Source organism: Paenibacillus sp. FSL k6-2145 (assembly GCF_037976585.1).
Classification (GTDB): Bacteria; Bacillota; Bacilli; order Paenibacillales; family Paenibacillaceae; genus Paenibacillus.
Map to the genome: position 1 here is coordinate 2,784,708 of NZ_CP150267.1, position 20,545 is coordinate 2,805,252.

At 46.8% G+C, this 20,545-nt stretch carries 23 protein-coding genes and 1 riboswitch; of the genes, 18 read left to right on the forward strand and 5 right to left on the reverse strand.

Translation table 11 applies throughout. From position 1 onward, the window contains the following. Window positions 1–181 precede the first annotated feature (181 nt). Complete coding sequence (locus tag NZ043_RS12400; RefSeq protein ID WP_249913042.1) at window positions 182–835, reverse strand: NUDIX domain-containing protein; 654 nt, start codon at window positions 833–835, stop codon at window positions 182–184. A 79-nt stretch (window positions 836–914) separates the two neighbouring features. Here NZ043_RS12400 and NZ043_RS12405 point away from each other — a divergent pair, with 79 nt between their 5' ends. Next, window positions 915–1,217 (forward strand): hypothetical protein, encoded by a 303-nt coding sequence (locus NZ043_RS12405; protein WP_017690846.1) that lies wholly within the window; start codon window positions 915–917, stop codon window positions 1,215–1,217. A 241-nt stretch (window positions 1,218–1,458) separates the two neighbouring features. Here NZ043_RS12405 and mscL read toward each other — a convergent pair whose 3' ends face one another. Next, a complete protein-coding gene (gene mscL / locus NZ043_RS12410) occupies window positions 1,459–1,953 on the reverse strand; it encodes a large conductance mechanosensitive channel protein MscL (protein ID WP_289391045.1) in 495 nt (164 codons plus the stop codon). A gap of 271 nt (window positions 1,954–2,224) precedes the next feature. After that, a riboswitch (purine riboswitch) is annotated at window positions 2,225–2,324 on the forward strand. A 300-nt stretch (window positions 2,325–2,624) separates the two neighbouring features. On the opposite strand from mscL, the gene NZ043_RS12415 reads away from it, so the two are divergent. Both NZ043_RS12415 and NZ043_RS12420 read left to right on the forward strand, forming a co-directional pair. Next, complete coding sequence (locus tag NZ043_RS12415; protein WP_036613196.1) at window positions 2,625–3,212, forward strand: xanthine phosphoribosyltransferase; 588 nt, start codon at window positions 2,625–2,627, stop codon at window positions 3,210–3,212. Window position 3,213: 1 nt separating this feature from the next. After that, entirely contained in the window at window positions 3,214–4,575 is a 1,362-nt protein-coding gene (locus NZ043_RS12420; protein ID WP_339312003.1) for a nucleobase:cation symporter-2 family protein, read from the forward strand. A 264-nt stretch (window positions 4,576–4,839) separates the two neighbouring features. Here NZ043_RS12420 and NZ043_RS12425 read toward each other — a convergent pair whose 3' ends face one another. Both NZ043_RS12425 and NZ043_RS12430 read right to left on the reverse strand, forming a co-directional pair. Beyond that, complete coding sequence (locus NZ043_RS12425; RefSeq protein WP_076332729.1) at window positions 4,840–5,178, reverse strand: hypothetical protein; 339 nt, start codon at window positions 5,176–5,178, stop codon at window positions 4,840–4,842. Window positions 5,179–5,373: 195 nt separating this feature from the next. Then, window positions 5,374–5,649 (reverse strand): transposase, encoded by a 276-nt coding sequence (locus NZ043_RS12430; RefSeq protein ID WP_091038332.1) that lies wholly within the window; start codon window positions 5,647–5,649, stop codon window positions 5,374–5,376. 399 nt (window positions 5,650–6,048) lie between these two features. On the opposite strand from NZ043_RS12430, the gene NZ043_RS12435 reads away from it, so the two are divergent. The 9 genes from NZ043_RS12435 (at window position 6,049) to NZ043_RS12475 (ending at window position 13,664) form a co-directional block, all read left to right on the forward strand. After that, window positions 6,049–6,237 carry a hypothetical protein gene (locus NZ043_RS12435; RefSeq protein ID WP_017690840.1) on the forward strand — a complete coding sequence of 63 codons (189 nt, stop codon included), beginning with the start codon at window positions 6,049–6,051 and terminating at the stop codon, window positions 6,235–6,237. 133 nt (window positions 6,238–6,370) lie between these two features. Further along, window positions 6,371–7,132 (forward strand): type I methionyl aminopeptidase, encoded by a 762-nt coding sequence (map, locus tag NZ043_RS12440; protein ID WP_339312005.1) that lies wholly within the window; start codon window positions 6,371–6,373, stop codon window positions 7,130–7,132. 564 nt (window positions 7,133–7,696) lie between these two features. Then, window positions 7,697–8,749, forward strand: a complete 1,053-nt coding sequence (coxB, locus tag NZ043_RS12445) for a cytochrome c oxidase subunit II (RefSeq protein ID WP_047840266.1) — start codon at window positions 7,697–7,699, stop codon at window positions 8,747–8,749. A 32-nt stretch (window positions 8,750–8,781) separates the two neighbouring features. Then, window positions 8,782–10,671, forward strand: coding sequence for a cytochrome c oxidase subunit I (gene ctaD, locus NZ043_RS12450; protein ID WP_091038336.1), 1,890 nt, complete (start codon window positions 8,782–8,784; stop codon window positions 10,669–10,671). After that, window positions 10,668–11,294: a cytochrome c oxidase subunit 3 gene (locus NZ043_RS12455; protein ID WP_047840264.1), complete on the forward strand. Its 627-nt coding sequence runs from the start codon at window positions 10,668–10,670 to the stop codon at window positions 11,292–11,294. The genes ctaD and NZ043_RS12455 overlap by 4 nt, the downstream gene beginning before the upstream one ends. A 3-nt stretch (window positions 11,295–11,297) precedes the next feature. Continuing rightward, window positions 11,298–11,618, forward strand: coding sequence for a cytochrome C oxidase subunit IV family protein (locus NZ043_RS12460; protein WP_036613178.1), 321 nt, complete (start codon window positions 11,298–11,300; stop codon window positions 11,616–11,618). 108 nt (window positions 11,619–11,726) lie between these two features. After that, window positions 11,727–12,650 (forward strand): cytochrome c oxidase assembly factor CtaG, encoded by a 924-nt coding sequence (gene ctaG, locus NZ043_RS12465; RefSeq protein WP_339312007.1) that lies wholly within the window; start codon window positions 11,727–11,729, stop codon window positions 12,648–12,650. Between the two features lie 35 nt (window positions 12,651–12,685). After that, window positions 12,686–13,150, forward strand: coding sequence for a DUF420 domain-containing protein (locus NZ043_RS12470; protein WP_036613174.1), 465 nt, complete (start codon window positions 12,686–12,688; stop codon window positions 13,148–13,150). A gap of 142 nt (window positions 13,151–13,292) precedes the next feature. Then, on the forward strand, window positions 13,293–13,664 hold the full coding sequence (locus NZ043_RS12475; protein ID WP_036613171.1) for a hypothetical protein: 372 nt from the start codon (window positions 13,293–13,295) through the stop codon (window positions 13,662–13,664). Window positions 13,665–13,785: 121 nt separating this feature from the next. On the opposite strand, the gene NZ043_RS12480 is transcribed toward NZ043_RS12475, so the two are convergent. After that, window positions 13,786–14,115 (reverse strand): hypothetical protein, encoded by a 330-nt coding sequence (locus NZ043_RS12480; protein WP_339312009.1) that lies wholly within the window; start codon window positions 14,113–14,115, stop codon window positions 13,786–13,788. Window positions 14,116–14,328: 213 nt separating this feature from the next. Here NZ043_RS12480 and NZ043_RS12485 point away from each other — a divergent pair, with 213 nt between their 5' ends. The 6 genes from NZ043_RS12485 (at window position 14,329) to NZ043_RS12510 (ending at window position 20,012) form a co-directional block, all read left to right on the forward strand. After that, window positions 14,329–15,042: a hypothetical protein gene (locus NZ043_RS12485; protein ID WP_091038344.1), complete on the forward strand. Its 714-nt coding sequence runs from the start codon at window positions 14,329–14,331 to the stop codon at window positions 15,040–15,042. A gap of 89 nt (window positions 15,043–15,131) precedes the next feature. Then, window positions 15,132–15,521 (forward strand): GntR family transcriptional regulator, encoded by a 390-nt coding sequence (locus NZ043_RS12490; protein WP_091038380.1) that lies wholly within the window; start codon window positions 15,132–15,134, stop codon window positions 15,519–15,521. A 15-nt stretch (window positions 15,522–15,536) separates the two neighbouring features. Next, window positions 15,537–16,433, forward strand: a complete 897-nt coding sequence (locus NZ043_RS12495) for an ABC transporter ATP-binding protein (RefSeq protein WP_091038346.1) — start codon at window positions 15,537–15,539, stop codon at window positions 16,431–16,433. Window positions 16,434–16,453: 20 nt separating this feature from the next. Next, on the forward strand, window positions 16,454–17,356 hold the full coding sequence (locus NZ043_RS12500; RefSeq protein WP_339312735.1) for an ATP-binding cassette domain-containing protein: 903 nt from the start codon (window positions 16,454–16,456) through the stop codon (window positions 17,354–17,356). After that, window positions 17,349–18,644 (forward strand): ABC transporter permease, encoded by a 1,296-nt coding sequence (locus tag NZ043_RS12505; RefSeq protein WP_339312011.1) that lies wholly within the window; start codon window positions 17,349–17,351, stop codon window positions 18,642–18,644. The genes NZ043_RS12500 and NZ043_RS12505 overlap by 8 nt, the downstream gene beginning before the upstream one ends. 147 nt (window positions 18,645–18,791) lie before the next feature. After that, window positions 18,792–20,012 carry a TraB/GumN family protein gene (locus NZ043_RS12510; RefSeq protein WP_339312014.1) on the forward strand — a complete coding sequence of 407 codons (1,221 nt, stop codon included), beginning with the start codon at window positions 18,792–18,794 and terminating at the stop codon, window positions 20,010–20,012. The last annotated feature ends 533 nt before the right edge of the window (window positions 20,013–20,545 follow it).

Here is a 20,545-nt window from a genome sequence, read left to right on the forward strand (position 1 = left end):
TACGTGTGTACATAAAGCAGGCGCTGCCCGAAGGCAGACGCCTGTTTGTGCTGCTTTGAGAGATGACAGTGATGTTCGTCACAGCATCTGTTTCCAGTCAAGTCGATAGTAAAGGTATGAAGTTATGCTATTTTTGAGAAAATGAAGCTATGAACATTCGATTGAACAGGATACTACATGATCATTCTTTTGGCACGTGATATAGAGCTTCGAGCACATCCGTATAATAAGCTGTACCATGGGGTACAAATTCCGTTGCCCGAATCTCGCGAACGATACGTCCCGGCTCATCAGCTGCATGATCACTAGACGGGTGGGTCTGAACTCCAGTAGCTTGGATGACGTCGATCTCGCCACGGAACATAGCGAGTAGATCATCCAGCGGTACTTCATACAGGCTATCCACCTCGCTGGGCTGCAGAACGTAGGCTTCGAGCGGCTGGTTCAGACATAATCCATAGACGGCGCTGAATTCCCGATCTATGAATGGGACACCACGCACCTCTCCTTGGAGCTGCTGTGTAGCCGTGAGTAGATAGGTTAATGCCTCGAATGGAGTATTCACACCCAGTTCTTCCTCCAGCTCACGACTGGCGTCTTGCAGTTGTTCACCTGCGGTAAGATGGCCTGCTGCTGTAATGTCGTAACATCCGGGAAAGGTATCCTTAATATCACGCCGCCGCTGAAAAAGGACCTGTCGCTGCTCGTCTTTGTCACGCACGATCCAGCAGTGGAATGAACGGTGCCAATATCCTTTGGCATGGACCTCGCTGCGTAGTGAAGTGCCGATCCAATTTTGCTGATCGTCATAAATGTCGAAACGTTCTGGGGTCATGAAACGTATCTCCTTATATAGCAGATTTTAAAGTTCAAAATTTCACAAAGTATGTTTTAAACGAAAGGGGAACGATCGTATGGAATGCATTGTACACTTTCAGGTGATTTATCCGCAACCTCAGGAACGTAAAAGTCTTAGAGGACTTATATTTGTAGGGCAAGGTCAGGAACCGGCTAACAGTCAGTTAAGCAGCATGTTTAAGGATATGGGATTTAATGTACGTTTGGAAGATGAGGCCCAGTTGTTGTTCAAGCCAGTGGATGCTTCGGCAAACTTTGAATATATTCGTGTGACAGAGCTTGATACTGGAGAAGAAGTTTACAAAGAAGATAAGGATCTGAAGTCGATCCTGGAGCATTTGCTGCCACGCCGCTTCTAATTCATGAGCATGGCCGCAAATGACATTCATGGGGGAGCACGTGTAACACATGTATGTTAGGCACAAAAAAAGGCCCCACCTTTACGGTGGAACCTTCAAACCTTTAAGCTACGCAACCATTTTTAATGAAGCCCATATGGCTAGCTTTTCATACATACACCCTAGCAAGTAAGAGGTTGTCCCCCGCATCAGGATTTATATCCGTAATTCAACTCGGTGCGTCTTTATACGTTCATTGTGATTATGCTAGAGCGCCGGTTCCTTCTGCTTCCAGTTCTGAAGTACAGTGCGAGCAGCGGGTAGCCGCGGCTGGAATTTCCGATAGGCAATACTTGCAAGCCTTGGTCGTTTTTTGCGGCTCGGGCTTTTTGTGTTCTTTGCTTTTGAGATAGTTGATGCCCTTCACAAGCATGAAGATACAGAACGCAACGATAAGAAAATCAATCATGACGTTGATGAACTGACCATAAGCAATCACGGTAGCCCCAGCTTCGTTGGCTTGAGCGAGGGTGGTGATGTCCTGTCCGTTTGCTGTTTTCATGTCTCTATCCAGGTTGATGATTTTCTGACTGAAGTCAATTCCACCCAGCAGTTTTCCAACTGGAGGCATGATGATATCATTCACAAGGGACGTGACGATTTTACCAAAAGCAGCCCCAATAATGACACCGACCGCCAGATCGATGACGTTGCCGCGGACGGCAAATTCTTTGAATTCTTTAAGTACGCCTTTCATGTTTGCATATCTCCTTTGATCATTCAATTCAAAATATAGGTCGCGTTTCCATCCATTCTCCGTTCAGATCCGCGCTTCCGTTCTCATATTGTACATAAAAAATAGATTCCAATCACCCCCTGTTTGCAAATTAAGACAAGTTTCCGCAACTTCCATGAAAATACTTCTTTATTTCACGCCGCCGATTCGGTATACTTCTAACATTGTCAGTTATGTTTAACCTTTTACATTCAGGTTCGCGATCATACATTGTAACGAATCATGGAGCCAAAAAATTAAATATGCCGTTACTCGTATATGTGCAGGAATAGGCCTGCATGTCTCTACCCGATCACCGGAATGATCGGACTACGGGAAAGATGTTGCAATGTTTTGTATGGTTGGCATGAGATTATTCTCAGGCAGTTTGACTGAAGAGCAGGTTCAAGTAATTTCTATCTGTTTCTGATCACACTGTTTGGAGTTTCTCACGTCAGGAGTTATATCCTGTCATTCTGTCCATCCAGTACACTTGCAGCATCCATACGGCTTGTCCATATACGTACAAGTCCGTCTTTCCCGTCTCCGGTTATTCCGCAGCGTGTGAAAAGGCGGGCTTTTTGCTTTTTTACCATGCAATTGGAAGAGCGTGTGAGCTTCTGTGCGGAGGGCATTCAGGGGGAAGAATTACAATGCAATTGTTAAAAGACAAGGTAAGACAGGAAGGTATCGTCCTGTCCGAGCAAGTACTCAAAGTGGATTCATTCCTGAACCACCAGATGGACCCGGTTCTGATGAAGGAAGTGGGCAAGGAATTCATTCGCCGCTTTGAAGGTGAGAATATCACACGTGTGCTGACAATTGAGTCGTCAGGGATTGCACCAGGCATCATGACCGCTTTGGAGCTGAACGTGCCGCTGATCTTTGCACGGAAGCAGAAGTCGCTCACACTGACGGAAGACATTCTGGTAGAGAAGGTCTACTCCTTCACGAAGCAGGAGACCAATGAAATTACTGTTGCCAAGAAGTTCATGAAGCCTGGTGATCGCGTGCTGATTATTGATGATTTTCTGGCGAATGGTGAAGCAGCATTTGGTCTGGCTCGCATAGTGGAGCAGGTTGGAGCCGAAGTGGTGGGTATCGGTATTGTTATTGAAAAAGCATTCCAGCCGGGAGGTCGCTTGCTGAAAGAAGCAGGATACCGTGTGGAATCGCTGGTTCGCATCGGGGCACTGTCGGATGGACAGGTTACATTTGCGGACGAGGAGGGCACGAACTAATATGGCACGCGAACGTATCTTTCAACGGCATCGGCATCCAATCAAAACGTTCTCCCTCGGACTACAGCACGTGCTTGCTATGTATGCAGGAGCCGTCGTTGTCCCATTGATCGTCAGTAACGCATTGGGCTTTACACAGGAACAACTAACCTATCTCATTGCCATTGACTTGCTCGCATGTGGTGTGGCTACACTGCTTCAGGTATGGGGAAATAAATATTTCGGCGTAGGGCTGCCTGTCATGCTCGGTTGTGCATTCCAGGCCGTGTCTCCGATGATCCTAATCGGGATGAACAGTGGGGTATCTGCCATTTACGGAGCAATTATTGCCTCAGGGCTGTTCGTATTGATCTTCTCCGGAATCTTTGGGAAGCTTATTCGGCTCTTTCCACCCGTGGTTACGGGTTCGGTGGTTACGATCATCGGTTTGACCTTGATTCCGGTTGCTTTCCACGATCTGGGCGGCGGTCAGGGGTCAGAAGATTTTGGCAGCGGAGTGAACTTGTTACTCGGTTTCGGCGTGCTTCTGTTTATCATTCTGATGACTCGTTTCACAACTGGATTTATCCGTTCCATCTCGGTACTGATTGGTCTGCTGGTAGGTACGGTGGCAGCAGGGTTCATGGGTGAGGTTAATTTTGCTCCTATTCGTGATGCAAGTTGGTTCCACGTTGTTCAGCCGTTTTACTTCGGTACACCGACATTTGAGATTGTACCGATTCTGACGATGATTCTGGTGGCGATTGTCAGCGTGGCCGAGTCCACAGGTGTATTTATGGCTCTGGGCAAAATCCTGGACAAGGACCTGTCGTCCAAGGATCTGGCGCGCGGTTATCGCGCAGAGGGTCTGGCCATTGTGTTGGGTGGTATTTTCAACTCGTTCCCGTATACAACGTATTCGCAAAATGTAGGACTGGTACAGATGACACGTGTGAAGACACGTGATGTCATTGTTGTGGCTGGTGGAATCCTGGTGGTCATTGGATTTGTACCAAAAATTGCAGCCCTCGCACAGCTCGTTCCAGGGGCAGTACTTGGCGGAGCCATGGTGGCCTTGTTTGGCATGGTGGTATCATCAGGCATTCGGATTATCGGCAGTCAGGTTGATCTGAACCGACATGAGAATCTGTTTGTCATCGCTTGTTCTGTAGGTATGGGCCTGGGTGTTACCGTTGTGCCTGAGTTGTTCGCAGGTGCACCGGCCTGGGCTCAGATTATGCTCGGTAATGGTATCATTGCAGGCAGTTTCACGGCGATCTTCATGAACCTGCTGTTTAATGGTCTGGGTACCAAGGAAACAGCCGCCAAGATGGCTGAACAACAGGCAGATGCCATCCTTGGAGAGACGGGCAAGTCAGCTTAATTAGCCGAAATAGGCTAGGATTATTATCCAGCAGTATTGTTATGTTAACTGTTATGAATAGACGATTCACAAGATGAATAATGAATCAGGTTAATCATGATGATATACAGTATGAATGGTTTATGACATACATCATTTATGCTGTGAATGTTCAACCACATGAACGAATGAAAGAGACACCTTTAGATGCGAAACACCGAAAACAGGCTCAACAGAGTCGCGTTTTCGGTGTTTTTTGTTTTATTTAACTATGATGAGCGGGGATTACAGATGACGCATCTGTTTCTCTGCAAAATCGCCAACCCACGGCAGTTTTAGCCATTTCCCCTGCAGGCTGGTAACGACCATAATAAGCCAGACCACTACACCAAGCAAGGATAACAGCGATGCCACCAGTGGTCCAAACAATGGAAGAAAAGTCGATAAGACATGCCCGACCATAATGATGCCAAAGACCGTTACAGATTGCAGCGCATGGAATAGCACAAACCGACTCCGCTTCTCCACAGCGAGAAAGACAATTCCCCCTACAAAGGTAAACAGATAACAGAGCATGCCAGCAATATTTTCATCCAGACCGCTAGATGATTTCATGGGGGACATCCGGTCCAGCCTCCTTTGACCTTTTTAATTAGGTTATGAGGGAGGTGGACAGAACTGAACCGATGAATTTATTTGCCTGTGAACGGATGGGGATGCAACACATGGGAAAAAGCAAACAGGGGCAGAGCAAGCCATTGTACAGCTTGCTCTGCCCCTATTGTCGTTTACGATTAATACGTTACACGAACGAAATCGTTATCCGCCCTCGATCTGTCTGCGAGGGTTTGTAATCTTGCCAATTTTATCGGTGTCGTTTTCTTTGGGAACCAACCGCTCATCGGTTCGTCCTTCGTGGTGATTATCATATGCATATTCGGTCAGTTTCCATTCCGACTTGCCAAGAACGGGATCGGCCGGGAAATGTTGCCCCCGGTGCAGATGTTCCTCACGTCCGGCTTCATTGATGTAAACTCCGTCTACTTCCACCTTTTCATGCGAAAGGGGCAGCATATCTTGTTCTTTGCGGTCCATGAGACGACGCCTCCTTTGGATACCAGTAATTTAACTGTATGGGTTGTCCGTGATAATATCCCCCGAATAGTTCAGTGTTATGCTGGATATATTAATTCCGTATAGAATGGTGGCATTCATAACATATGATTCGGAATTAAACTTTTTGGGCATGAAAACCGTTATATTTATTAGAGGAAATCGTCAAGTCGTAAGATACTTCCGAATATGCTACAATAAGATTATGATTCATTCCGAATCATATCGGGTATTTATAGTGTCAGGTACTTGCTTTCTAGCGAGGTTCCCGACCTAAAGCTTGCTTTAAGCCGCGCACACAACTTCATGGATGGCATTTAAGACTTATTCGGCATTCTCTAAACGGAGCATTCACTTTCAACGTTTTGGGAGGGAATTACAATGGCAACGAAAGGTCACAATGAGGTCAAAGAAAGTTTGAGGGAAATGACTCGGATTTTCCGTCCTAAAGATCCAAAAAAATTCGTGAAGGAGTACGTGAGAAAATACCGGATTACGGGTGGATACGAGGAAGAATTGACTTCTGTGGTTGAGCATGAGCTTGTCAAGATGGATTCTTCCGTGTCCTGAAACAACACACAACTCTGATTATACTGTTCCGATAATGAATAGAACCGTCTCCCGGGCGATAAGCTCCGGCAGGCGGTTTTTTTTGCGTTCCTGCTGCATATATATGGGAGTACACCTACAGCGGGAAGGATGAATGCATGTGGACCCTATTTTGAAAACCAAAGAAGAGATTGGCTACATGCGGGAAGCTGGACGAATTTTGCGAAGTTGTCACCAGCATATTGAGCAGTGGATGGTCCCCGGTATCACGACAGCAGAGATTAATGAGCGGGTGGAAGAGTTTCTGGCAGCACGAGGAGCCACACCGGAGCAAAAAGGGTACAAAGGATATCCGTACGCGACGTGTGCCTCTGTTAATGAAGTGGTCTGCCACGGATTTCCGGGGGAAGAGGAGCTGGCGAGCGGGGATGTAGTGACCATCGATATGGTGGTGAACAAAGACGGCTGGCTTGCTGACTCGGCCTGGACGTATGGAATTGGTGAAACAAGCAGATCCATTCGCAAGCTGATGAGACGAACGGAGAAGGCACTTGAGCGGGCGATTGCCCAGGCAGTTCCAGGGAATACACTCGGAGATATTGGAAGTGCCATTGAACGAACAGCCAGGTTGTATCGGTACGGAATTGTGAAGCCTCTCATTGGTCATGGGATTGGTCAATATATTCATGAACCCCCAAATGTTCTGCCTTATGGCAAACGCAGAACGGGCACGATGCTCACCGAGGGCATGGTTATTACGATTGAACCAATCTTTACAAAGGGCAGTTCCGGGGCCGTTGTGTGGGATGAAGATGGATGGACGGTAAGGACGGTAGATGGCAGCTGGGGGGTCCAGTATGAGCATACGGTTGCGATTACTGGGAATGGCCCCTTGATTCTGACCGATGGCACGTGAGATGAAGTCAGTGAAGAAGAGGACTTGAGTTGAACTTTCTCCGAAATGCTCCATGCTGTTTTGAGCTTGAAGATAGCGGTATGGAGCGATAGGCATGTCTTCTGAATGGATATGGAGATCTTTTCCATAAATTCTGATCTTTCTTTTGCATAATAGCACATGTTTTCAATGTGAGAAAAATCACCAATAAATCGAGTTTTACCACCGAAATTTGGCAAAAATTTTCAAATGTAGAGTGTAATACTTTTAACTGAAATCGTTTGCAAATCAAGTTGTAGAGCGGTTTTTTACATAAAGTGAACAATTTGTGAACATGTGTCCAAAGATTGACAAAATCATACCCTCAACTTATATTTAATAAGTGATTGAAGCATATAGAATGAATTGGAAGAATGCGCAGACATGCCCTGAGCAGGAAATCACGGGAGTACTGGAAGCGTTATTTTTGTAAGCGTTCTGTATGATGAAGAGGATTATGCGTATCGTGCTGAAACGTACCTTTTGTTGCCTTTCTACCGAACGACAACGGTAATCTACGAAAACGTAAAAAAGTGGGGTAGATCAATGATGAAACAGTGGCAGGTTGCAAAGCGAATTCTCCCCTTGCTGGCGGTGTTCTCTTTGCTGCTATCCGCATGCGGGCGGGAAGACTTGTCGGTAATGAAACCTCAGGGTCCTGTAGCGCAAGGCCAATATGATCTGATGAAGTTATCCATCGCGATTATGATCGTGGTGCTCATCATTGTATTTGCCATAGCGGCCTATGTTCTGATCCGGTTTCGTAGACGAGCCGGGCAGACTGAGATGCCCGAACAGGTTGAAGGTAATTTCAAGCTGGAAGTAATATGGACAGCCATTCCGTTATTGCTGGTTATTGTTTTGGCAGTACCGACGGTCCAAACGATTTTTGCCCAAGGCGAAGATCTGTCCAATGACAAAAACGCACTTAAGGTCCAAGTCACCTCACATCAGTACTGGTGGGAATTCACTTATCCTCAATATGACGTAACCACCGCTCAAGATCTCATCATCCCGACCGGAACAAAAATCGCATTCGAATTAAAAACCGCTGACGTGCTTCACTCCTTCTGGGTGCCGTCACTTGCGGGCAAAATGGACACAAACCCGGATGGAACACTTAACAAGTTCAGTTTCTCTGCACCGAATGAAGGCGTTTACCGCGGTAAATGTGCCGAATTATGTGGCAGATCGCATGCTTTCATGGAGTTTAAGGTAAAAGCAGTGAGTCAGGAATCGTTTGACAGATGGGTGAACCAGATGAAAGCACCCGCAGTCCTTCCTGAAGACACTCAATTGGCCGAAAAGTTCAAAACAAACTGCCTTTCTTGCCACGCTGTTGGTGATCAAGGTGGACCGGTTGCACCTAACCTGACGGGAATCGGCGGCAAGGAATCTGTCGCAGGCATTTTGCTGAATTCTCGCGAGGGACAGGAAGAAGGTAGTCCGGTACTGGATAACATGAAAGAATGGCTCCATGATCCACAATCCGTGAAGCCGGGCAATACCATGCCGAATCCCAAAGATCTTGGGTTGACGGATGAAGAAATCGACGGAATTGCCGAATATCTGGCCAACTACAAATTGGACTATGAATAGAACAGCAAGGACGAAGAAGGGGGTACACAACCTTGGCTCATGCGCATAGCGTCAAGAGGTACAGGGGCTTGATGGATTGGATCACCACCGTCGATCACAAAAAAATCGCCATTCTCTATTTGGTTGCGGGTGGATTTTTCTTTGGAATCGGCGGCATTGAAGCCATTTTGATTCGGATTCAACTGATGAAGCCTATGAATGATTTTGTATCGGCACAGGTCTTCAACGAATTGATTACAATGCATGGAACAACGATGATTTTCCTTGGTGTCATGCCGCTTATTTTTGCCATTATGAATGCTGTCGTGCCTTTGCAGATCGGGGCACGGGACGTTGCTTTCCCGTTTCTTAACGCGCTGGGTTTCTGGACATTCCTGTTTGGTGGATTGTTGCTGAACCTGAGCTGGGTTATGGGCGGAGCACCGGATGCGGGCTGGACCTCATATACGCCGCTTTCGGGCAGTGAGTACAGTGGAACGCATGGTGTGGATTTCTACACCATCGGCCTTCAGATCGCGGGTCTGGGAACGCTCATCGGGGGCATTAACTTTCTCGCAACGATTATTACAATGCGTGCTCCAGGCATGTCCTACATGCGGATGCCGATGTTTACATGGACGACATTTATTACATCTGCCATTATCCTTTTTGCTTTTCCTGCCATCACGGTAGGGCTTGTACTTTTGACGTTTGACCGTATACTGGGAGCCAATTTCTTCGATGTCGCAGGTGGCGGTAACCCCGTACTCTGGCAGCACATCTTCTGGATCTTCGGGCACCCGGAAGTATACATTCTGATTTTGCCCGCATTTGGGATTATCTCGGAGGTTATTCCGACCTTCTCGCGTAAACGGTTGTTTGGATACAGCTCCATGGTATTTGCCACCATCCTGATTGCCTTCCTGGGCTTCATGGTATGGGCGCATCACATGTTTACAACAGGTCTGGGTAATGTAGCCAACGCGCTTTTCTCCATCTCCACGATGTTGATTGCCGTACCTACCGGGATCAAAATCTTTAACTGGCTCTTTACGATGTGGGGTGGACAGATCCGCTTTACAGCGGCAAATCTGTTTGCTGTTGGATTCGTTCCAACCTTCGTTATGGGTGGCGTTACAGGCGTCATGCTGGCATCTGCTCCAGCGGATTTCCAGTTCCATGATACGTATTTTGTTGTAGCCCACTTTCACTACGTTATTGTAGGGGGACTGGTGCTCGGCTTGTTCTCGGGACTGCATTACTGGTGGCCGAAGATGTTCGGACGTATTCTGAGTGAAACACTGGGCAAATGGACGTTCTGGACGTTTATGATCGGTTTCCAATTAACGTTCTTTGTACAGCATTTCCTCGGTCTGATGGGGATGCAGCGCCGGATCGTTACATACTTGCCGAATCAGGACTTTGACCTGCTTAATCTGGTCAGCTCCGTCGGTGCGTTTCTAATGGGTGTTGGGGTTATCATGTTCCTCGTGAACATCGTAATCACAATGAGAAAACCGGCTGGCGCGCCAAACGATCCGTGGGAAGACGGCCGTACACTGGAATGGTCTATTCCATCTCCGCCGCCGGAATATAATTTCAAGCAGACGCCGCTGGTACGCGGAATTGATGCATACTGGAAGGAAAAAATGGCAGGACATACGGAGATGACACCGGCAGAACCTGTAGGTTCGATTCATATGCCTTCAGCAACGCCGTTGCCGTTTGTAATGTCAGTAGGTATCTTTATCGCCGGACTTGGCTTGATGTTCAGCAAGGATGAATTTGGTAATGCATTTATGAATGTCATTTTCAACAATTATATTGTAGTTATTATTGGTCTCGTAATCACATTTGGCGCAATGGCACTTCGTTCACTTTATGATGATCATGGCTGGCATATTGAACCGGAGGATCAGGATGAGAAGGGGGCTAGAACATGACAACCTCACATGCCGAACCGGTGAACGACAAATTGCCGCATGAACCGGAGAAAGCAACGCTGGAAGGCCGTAACAAGCTTATCGCCTTCTGGTTGTTCCTTGGCGGCGAGACGGTACTGTTCGGTACACTCTTTGCTACCTTCCTGGCTCTTCGTGGCCAAACCAATGATGGACCTACGGCGAATGAACTGTTCCACCTGCCACTTGTGGCCGCTGCAACGTTCATTCTCCTGGTCAGTAGTTTGACGAGTGTATTTGCGATTCAGGCCATGCATAAGGGCAAGCGAGATGCACTGGCGTTGTGGCTTGGCATCACGGTAGTACTGGGTATGGGATTTCTCGCACTGGAAATTTACGAGTTCTACGAGTATGTGAAACATAAAGAATTTGGCATGACCACGAGTGCATTCAGTTCAGCATTCTATACACTGGTCGGGTTCCACGGAGCCCACGTTGCTTTTGGTATTGTGTGGATCGGAATCATTATCGGTCAGCTGTTCAAAAAAGGATTGACGGTCGTAACTGCACCTAAGGTATACGTCTCCGCAATGTACTGGCACTTTATTGACGTGGTCTGGGTGTTCATCTTTACGGTCGTGTACCTGCTCGGAAAGGTGGGGTAGCACATGTCGGCACAGGATAAGACAGATCAACAGCCTGTGAAACACCGTCACCGGACGGAAGGGCCACAGAAACACGTCGTGGTGTTTATCTTCTCCATTATTCTCACGCTGATTGCGTTTGCGGCTGCTTCTGCCGGAGGGGTCAACACAACCTTTATCATTATTATTTTGCTCGTCATGGCTATTCTTCAAGTATTCGTTCAATTGGGTTATTGGATGCACTTGAAGGACAAAGGGCACTTGATGCCGATTCTGTTCATGGCCTTTGGCTTTTTCGTAGCCTTTACGTGCATCATTATGGCACTCTATTGGGTCTGGTGGTAAAAGAGATGGCGGCGGCGCATTGCCGCCGTCTTTTCCCCTTTTTGGCGAATGAATCTTCACAAAGTAATGAAGGCAACAACCAAATCAGGTCACGGGGAGGTTTCCCGTATGCTCGGGTTGCAATATTTTAGCTTCAACGACTTATGGAGTCCGCTTATATTGGCTTTATTTCTGATCATTGCTGCCGCTTATCTGGTGCTTGTGGGACCGTTAAGCGAGCAAATAAAGGATGCAGAACCTGCGACTGCTGCACAGAAAATCATGTTTATTACAGGACTGTTTGTCCTGTATCTGGCTCAAGCTGGCCCATTTAATCTGCTTGGCCACGTAATGTTTAGCTTCCACATGGTGAGTATGGCGTTATCCTATCTGGTAGCGCCGCCGCTGATGATGAAAGGTTTGCCGATCTGGGTATGGCGCAGAATCGTACGCTGGTTGCCAACGCGCCAGCTATCGTTCCTGGCTCATCCGATCGTTGCAGCTGTGATCTTTAACGGGCTTTTCTCGCTGTATCACCTACCGATTGTACATGATTATGTCATGCTGAATTTTACCGTTCACCGGTTGTATTATATTGCACTGTTCATCACCTCGATGCTCATGTGGTGGACAATGCTGAATCCGTTGCCAGAGGGTAGACAAGCGTCGGGGTTATCCAAGATCGGTTTTATTTTTCTGAATATGGTACTGCTCACGCCTGCGTGTGGATTGATTATTTTTGCGGCCGAGCCGTTGTATCAGACGTACAGCAACCCGGCAGTATGGGCTGAAGCCATGCGGTATTGTGTGTCTGGAGATTCTACGGCTTTACTTCGCTCATTCGGTGGGCCAGCCTTCTTCAACTTTCTGTCTTCCGCGAAGGAAGATCAGCAGGTTGGTGGCATTGTAATGAAGTTTATTCAGGAAGGGATCTTCGCCTCCATGCTGGCTTATGTCTTTTTCCAATGGTATCGAAAAGAGAAGCAGGAAGACGACGATGATTCGTATCCTGCAGGGGGCGCAGGGGGGCCACTCAATCCGGCTGCCAAATAATTAAGTCAATGTTCTGACAAGAGGGGGAACACACGATGGATATGTATTTTTGGCTACCCACGATCAGTACTTCTTTCATTGTGATTAGTGCAGTACTGGTGGGGATTGGATGGGTACTGATTATTCGAGGTAAACGTGAGGCTCATCAGTCCGCCATGGTAGCAGGTGCGATTGCAGCTCTAATTTTCTTTGTGATCTATATGTCGCGAACGGTGTTCGTGGGTAATACGGCTTGGGGCGGGGACCCGGATCTGGAGATCTTTTATCGGATATTTCTGATCTTTCATATTATCCTCGCTACCGTGGCAGCGATATTCGGCATCTCCACACTGGTCCTGGGGTTCAAAAAGAAGTTCGGAACACATCGCCGCTGGGGCAAGTTCACGTCCATGATCTGGTTCGGATCAGCGCTAACAGGTGTTGTCGTGTATGTTCTTCTATATCTCTTATATCCTGGTGGTCATACACGTCCCGTATGGGAAGTTATCCTCGGCGTATAAAAGTATAGATATAACCTCCGGCTACTTGGGCGTGTGTCACTATGACCTTCTGAAACTATGAAAATAGACGAATCTAGTAGACGATTCGTCCACGCTCCCTCTCTCATTCATTCATAGAATGAGTTTGAGAGGGGGAAAGTAAATGAAAAAAACAGTCAATGTCAGTCAAACGTATCCACGTCTCACGGTGTATTCTGAAGAGAACTACAGAGGGAGAAGCCGCATTTATCGTGGCAATACGGGGCTCCGCAACCTGGACAATATTTTGGATGGGGTGGAGAGCCTACGCTTTTTCTCAACAAGTTCGAATGCAACGCTGGTTGTGTTTACGCGTCCTAACTTTCAAGGTGGATTCCGTGTCTTCCGTGGCAACACCAACTTGAGAGATTTGGATGATCTGATCCGTGGCAATGATGTGGAATCCCTGATCTCCACCAATCAACGGTTAACGCTGGCTCAGATTCGCGCAATCCGCAGGGATCGCAGTCTGCCTAGTGGCTACAACCTCGTTTAATCGTAAGACCTCTTCTGTAAACAGGTGCTAGAGAACGGCAAAGGGCTGTATCCGTTATTGTGTGTGTACACAATAACGGGTACAGCCCTTCTTTTGTGCTTGGGGAATTTCGTATATTCCCCTAATCCCCGCCGCCCCCACTGTCGCCGCCGCCACTATCCCCACCACTGTCGCTGCTGCTACCACTATCGCTGTTGTGATGAGAATGTGTGTCTGATGAATAATCCGACTCATGATGTTTGTGATCCGGTGTGTGTCTGGAATGTCGATCGTAGGAGTCATCTCCTGTAATGACCGGATATCCCGAAGCAGAGTCGGTATAACCGTTGTTACGACGGATGCGATGTCTCCCTTTTTTGGCAGAATGACGATGAGGCTCATCCCGGAGGACCAACCAGATAACGACAATGAGGAAAAGGAGGACAAATCCGATCTCTACCAGCCAATCCATAGCTGTAACCTTCCTTTCTTTGAATCGTGACTTTAATTTATTTTAACGTAAATTCGTACTGTGTCCCATCCCGTCTTCCTGATTCAGGAAATTTAAGGGTTGACGGGATGAGAATTCGGTCTGTATACTGTGTATATTGATATATACAGTAAACACAGTGAACACAGTAAGCAAGATGAGTGAGTGAATGACAGGTGAAAGGCAGGCAGGCATATGAACGAATGGAAGCAGGCGTGGTGGCTGACCCGCAGCCAGATGAGTAAGGATAAGCTCCAATGGCTATGGTCTGCAATATTCATGATATACACTGGCAGCATGAGCGGTGTGATGTTAGTAGGACAACAACAGACAGATTTCATTAATCCGGTGGTGGATGCCTTCTTTTTACTTATGTTGCCATTTCAAGGGTTTATGTTCTGCAGGCGCTCCTTCCGTTACATACATGAGGATTCCTATACGCAGATGCTGGCCTACTATCGCAGAATTCCTATCCCTGAACAAGCGGTGATGTGGTCCAGGTTACAGCAGTCTCTAATGGCGTTTGCTTACAACGGTATCTTTTTCTACGGATCGTTATATGTGGTTAACCTTCATTCCGAAGGATTCCGATGGGATCAATATCTGGCCTTTAGCCTTACCTGTACAGGTTATGGACTTGTGGTAACAGGATTGTATATTTACGGAGAGTTTCTGAACAGTGGCAAGAAATATTTGCTTCTCAGTACGCTTTTTGTACCAATCGCCATTGGCATGTCCTTACTGATTCGAATGTCAGGCAGTTACGGATTACGGCTTGTACTGGATGAAAGTAAATCATGGGGGCTACTTTCCCCGATCATGTGGATTGCTCTGGTGGCTGGCGTAGCGGGACTATGGCTGTTTAGTCGCTTGACGCTGAAGAAGCTGGTTCAACGGGATTTGAATTAAAATGAGAATTGAGCTTATGTACGAATACAGGATGAAACCGGCACGGTCAGGTAACAGACTGGAGTGTACCGGAGGGCGAGGTGCAAGATGTGAAAATACCCATTCAAATTAATGAAAATAGCGCTGAACCTTTATACCACCAAATTGAAAATCAGTTAAGATCGTTAATTATTACGGGTCAGTTGGGGGAGGGAACACATTTGCCGTCCATTCGTGAGTTCGCCGGAGCACTGAATTGCAGTGTTATTACGGTTAGACGGGTCTATCAGGATCTGGAGAATGAAGGCTTGCTTCGTACGAAGCAGGGGACAGGTACATTTGTGGCCCAGGTAGAAGCCGGCGACAGAGAGAATTATAGATTAAAGGCCGCACAGGAAGCGATGCAAGCAGCGGTGCAGTCCGGGAAATCGGTAGGCTGTACGGAAGAAGAGATGGAGAGCCTGTTCCGGGAAGTCCTGAAGGCTATTTACGCGAAGTAAGGGAGTGATTCATACGTGGAACCGATAGCAATCCAGTTGAACGGCGTATCCAAAATGCGAAAACGCAGAGTTATTGGCCCAATTGATCTGACCATCCCGGAAGGGTATATAGTCGCTATTCTCGGTCACAACGGTTCAGGCAAAAGCACCCTTCTTAACATGCTGCAGCAAGTGGTGCTGCCAGATGCTGGGCAGATTATATGGTTTGGTCAGGAACATGATGGGCCACTTCCCATTGAACTGAGACAACAGATTGGTTTTGTGGCAGATAACGCTGGTTCAGAAGAGAACCGGATAACAGCACAGGAAGCAGCCCATTTCCGGGCGTACTGGTACCCACGTTGGGATATGAAGTTGTTCGACCAACTGATTCATGATATGGAAGTACCTGTTGATGTGAAGCTGAACAAGATGTCCAAGGGAGAACGGCGAAAATTTGAGATTGCAGCTGCAATTGCAGCTCGCCCAAGACTATTGCTTTTGGATGAGCCTTCATCAGGACTGGACCCCTTTGCCTGGAAAGTGATGGTTGAGCAGTTCCGTACCTTCATGGCGGGGGGAGACACCACGATTCTGATTGCCACACATATTGCGGACGAAGTCAAAAGGCTTGCGGATTACATCGTATTGATGCACCGTGGTCAGTCGCTGGGGATGGCCGAGAAAGATATGGTGCTCGATCAGTGGAAAGAAGTCTGGTATGAAGGAGATTTAAGGCCAGAAAGTATTCCTGGTGTTGTGGAATCTTCTTTGGAAGAGGGAGGTCTGGTTCGCGTAATTACAACCCGGGTCAGCGAGGCGCAGGAGAGGCTGGAGCTGTCCAATAACCGGGTATTGAAAATCCGTAACTTGGAATTGGATGAAGTGCTGGCATTCTGGATTGCCGGGTATGCACCCGTACAGTGGAAATAACCGAAGGGAGACGATAAATGATGAACCGATTGGAATTGAAGCAAGTCGTCAAGCAATATGCAGACAAAACAGCCGTTAATGGAGTCACGCTCAATGTAAAAGAGGGAGAGATTTACGGACTGCTCGGAGCCAATGGTGCAGGTAAAACGACAACAATGCGCATGGTGCTTGGACTGATTCATCCTGACGGAGGGAACATCCTTTACAACGGCAAGCCCTATAATACGGAGCTGCAACAGATTATGGGTTATCTTCCGGAAGAGCGCGGATTGTACCCGAAGGTGAAAGTCAGCGAACAGATTAATTACCTGGCACGACTTCGTGGCATGAATGGTAAGGACGCAGATCAGAGCCTCAAGTACTGGCTGAATCGGTTTGAGGTACCTGAGTATTACGAGAAAAAGATCGAGGAGTTATCCAAAGGTAATCAGCAGAAAATGGGCTTTATCGCAGCCGTAGTGCATAGACCGCAGATTCTCATCCTGGATGAAGCGTTCAGTGGACTGGATCCTGTGAATGTAGAATTACTCAAGTCCACCGTCAAGGAGTTGCGTGATGAAGGCACAGCTATTCTGTTCTCGACACACCGCATGGAGCATGTTGAAGAGTTGTGTCGTCAGATCACTATTCTGCATCGTTCCAACACGGTGGTACAAGGAGAGATCAAGGAGATCAAGAGCCGGTATCCGCGTGAACAGGTATTCCTGGGTACGATTGGTAGTGTGGAAGGACTTGAACAGTTGCCTGGTGTGAAGAAAGTCGAGCGGAATGAGCGTGGTTACCTGATACATATTAGTCAGGTGGAAGCGGCTCAAGAGATTCTGAGAACAGCCATGACCCAGACGACAGTGGAACACTTTGAACTGAAGGAACCAACGCTTAACCAAATCTTTATTCGTGAGGTAGGTGAGTCGAATGAATAAAATGGGAACGATTACGGGTTTTACATTTAAAAACAAAGTTAAAACGAAATCATTCATGGTGACGACCATTGTACTTGCACTTTTAATTTCAATCGGACTCAATGTCCCGTATTTCATTACCTTATTTAATGGGGGTTCCATTGGTGGAGCTTCTAGCAGCAATCCTGTAAATATCGGTCTTCTGAGTACAGGGCAGCCTGAAGTTTCGGAGAAACTGGAGAGCTTCTCTGCGGCTCAAGGAGATCAGGCCTATCGATTCATTGCCAGTGGTGACAAAGATGAGGCTGCTCTTGCGGCGGATGTGGAAACAGGGCTTACCGATGGTTATCTGAAGTTTGAGGCTGTTTCCGGGCAAGAGTTCCCGCAGCCCATTCTATATTCAGCAGAAGACGTATCACCTCAGATCATTGCATCCATTGAAGCGGCATTACAGAGTGTGAAGCTGGATGTGGTTGTGAAGGATGTACTCACAGCGGAGCAGAAGGAACTGATTACAACACCTGTGAAGCTCACCGAGCAAAGCCTGAGCACAGATGAAAATGGGGCGGGTGCAGAGTCAGAAGGTGCGATGAGTCCAATTAACTATATTGTGGTGTACTTGTTGATCATCCTGTTGTTCACCTCGACCATGATGACAGGTAACATGATTGCCTCCGAGATCACGGCGGAGAAGAGCTCACGTATTATGGAGATTTTGATTACGAGTGTATCACCGCTCAGTCAGATGTTTGGTAAAATCATCGGGATCTTCATGGTGGGGATGCTGCAAATCGGGATCTTCGGAGCGGTGGTTGCCGGAAATATCTTGCTGCCGCATAACCGTGCAGTATTAGGTGACTTCAATATGAGTCTGAGTGATGTGAATAGTGCAGTTATTGTGTACGGACTTATATTCTACATTCTGGGTTACTTCCTGTATGCCGTGTTGTTCGCTGCCATTGGTTCAATGGTAAGCCGTACTGAGGAACTCGGTCAGGCTGTTCTGCCGATTACGATGTTGTCACTTGTATCCTTCTATATTGCGATCTTCAGTATTTCTACGCCGAACATTCTGTTGTTGAAAATCGCAAGCTTCATTCCATTCACATCGCCGACCGCGATTCTGGTACGGATTGGTGCAGGGGTTGCGCCAACCTGGGAGATTCTAACTTCATTAGCGATTCTGATCGTATCCATTATCATCTTCGGATGGCTTGCAGCGAAAATCTATCGCACAGGTGTGTTGATGTACGGTAAACGTCCAACTTTCAAGGAATTATTTAAGGCCATGAAGGCATATAAGATCTAAATTGAGTGTTTGAAGGGGAGGGATTGGATAAGTGCTGCTCCGTTTGTGGAGTGGCACCAATTCCCACTTTGATCCGTAGTATCTAAGTGTGTCTATTCTATTAAAAATTGGATTGGCAACTATATTCAATAAAGGAGATTACATAATATGAAAAATTGGAAACGCATGCTCTTATCTCTTACCATCTCGGTAGGTTTGCTCGTATCTGCAGTACCAGCTATGGCTGCTCCACAAGGAACTTCCGTCAAGGTTAATGACCAAGCTGTGAAATATGCTACAGGAGCACCAATCCTGGATAAAGGTACAACATTGGTTCCACTGCGGACTACGCTGGATGCTATGGATGTGAAGTTAACAACTGCGACAGATGATACGATCACGGCTGTGGTAAATGGCAAAACGATTACACTCAAAAGCAAGCTTACACGTATCAACGGTGTAACGTATGCGCCAATCCGCATCGTCGGTGATGCTGCGGGTTATGAAGTACGCTGGGATGCTGCAACGCGCACCGTGTTGTTGGTATCCAAAGGTGGAGCAACGGAAACTGCTCAAACCGGTGGACGCGGCTTCATGTGGGAAGTTGAAAGCAATGGCAATACGGTCTATCTAGTAGGGTCAATGCATATTGCTGATGAGAGCTTCTATCCATTACGTCCGGAGTTCGAAGAAGCCTTTGCGGAAGCCGACTATCTCGGGGTAGAGATTGATATTAGCAAAGCCGCTGATGAAGAGCAGCAAAAGCTGGTTCTAAGTCTGGGTTCGTATCAGGATGGCACAACACTGAAAGATCACATCTCCAGTGAAACGTATACTAAGCTGGGCGATGTATTGAAGAAAAATGGTCTGGAGTCTAACGCTTTGGATGCATTTAAGCCTTGGGTAGTAGAGAGCACACTTGCAAGTTTGAAGTCCACAACGGCAGGATACGAAGCGTCAGCAGGAGTGGATCTGTATTTCATCCAGAAAGCGATCGAGCGCAAACTTCCAGTTATTGAATTGGAGAGTTATCAATCTCAACTTGGCATGTTTAACGACTTTTCCAAAGAAACACAAGAGGAAACACTGAAAGCGACAATCGAAAACTTCGACGTGTTGGATAACAGTGTGAAAGAAATGGCAGAGATGTGGAAAACGGGTAATGACGAGCAACTGCTTGAACTGACAAACAGCTTCTCCACTAACGAGGAATATAACAAAGCAATGTTAGTTGATCGTAACATTGGTATGGCGGACAAAATCGATGGTTACTTGAAAAACGGCAAAGGTGAGGAATATTTCATTGTTGTTGGTGCGGCACACTACTTGGGCGATCACGGCATCGTGAAACTGCTTGAGGATAAAGGATATAAAGTAGAACGTAAATAAATATAGATTACTATAGAAGGTAACCCTTTCGTCTCGAATATAAGAGTTGAGAGGGCTACCTTCTTATATATAGAAGAAAGACAGATTAAATAAAGAAGATCAAGCTGTAGGATAATAGAATTGAACCTAGGAGTTCAATGTAGATTCATGGCCCTTAATATGGTTAGATTGTGGATTTGATATGTTTTGAAATTAACTCTTTACAAGTGTGTGTGTCGCATGGTATATTCTATTTCCGGCCCAAAAAAACACAAGATACACGGTGCGGCAAGCGAATGAAATAAGCTTCGAAAGAAACTTAAAAAAAGAGCTTGCAAAGTCGGTTCGGACATGATATTATATAAGAGTTGCTGAAGAGAACGACATTCGGCAACGAAATAAGTTTGATCTTTGAAAACTGAACAACGAGTGAGTAAACATTCTGCTTGCAGAATGAACGCGAAAGTTTGAGACAAGCCTTGGCTTGAATCGGCTGAAGCACAAATGAGATTTTTAATCTCGTCAGATTCAAAATGAGCTTATCGCTCTTTTCA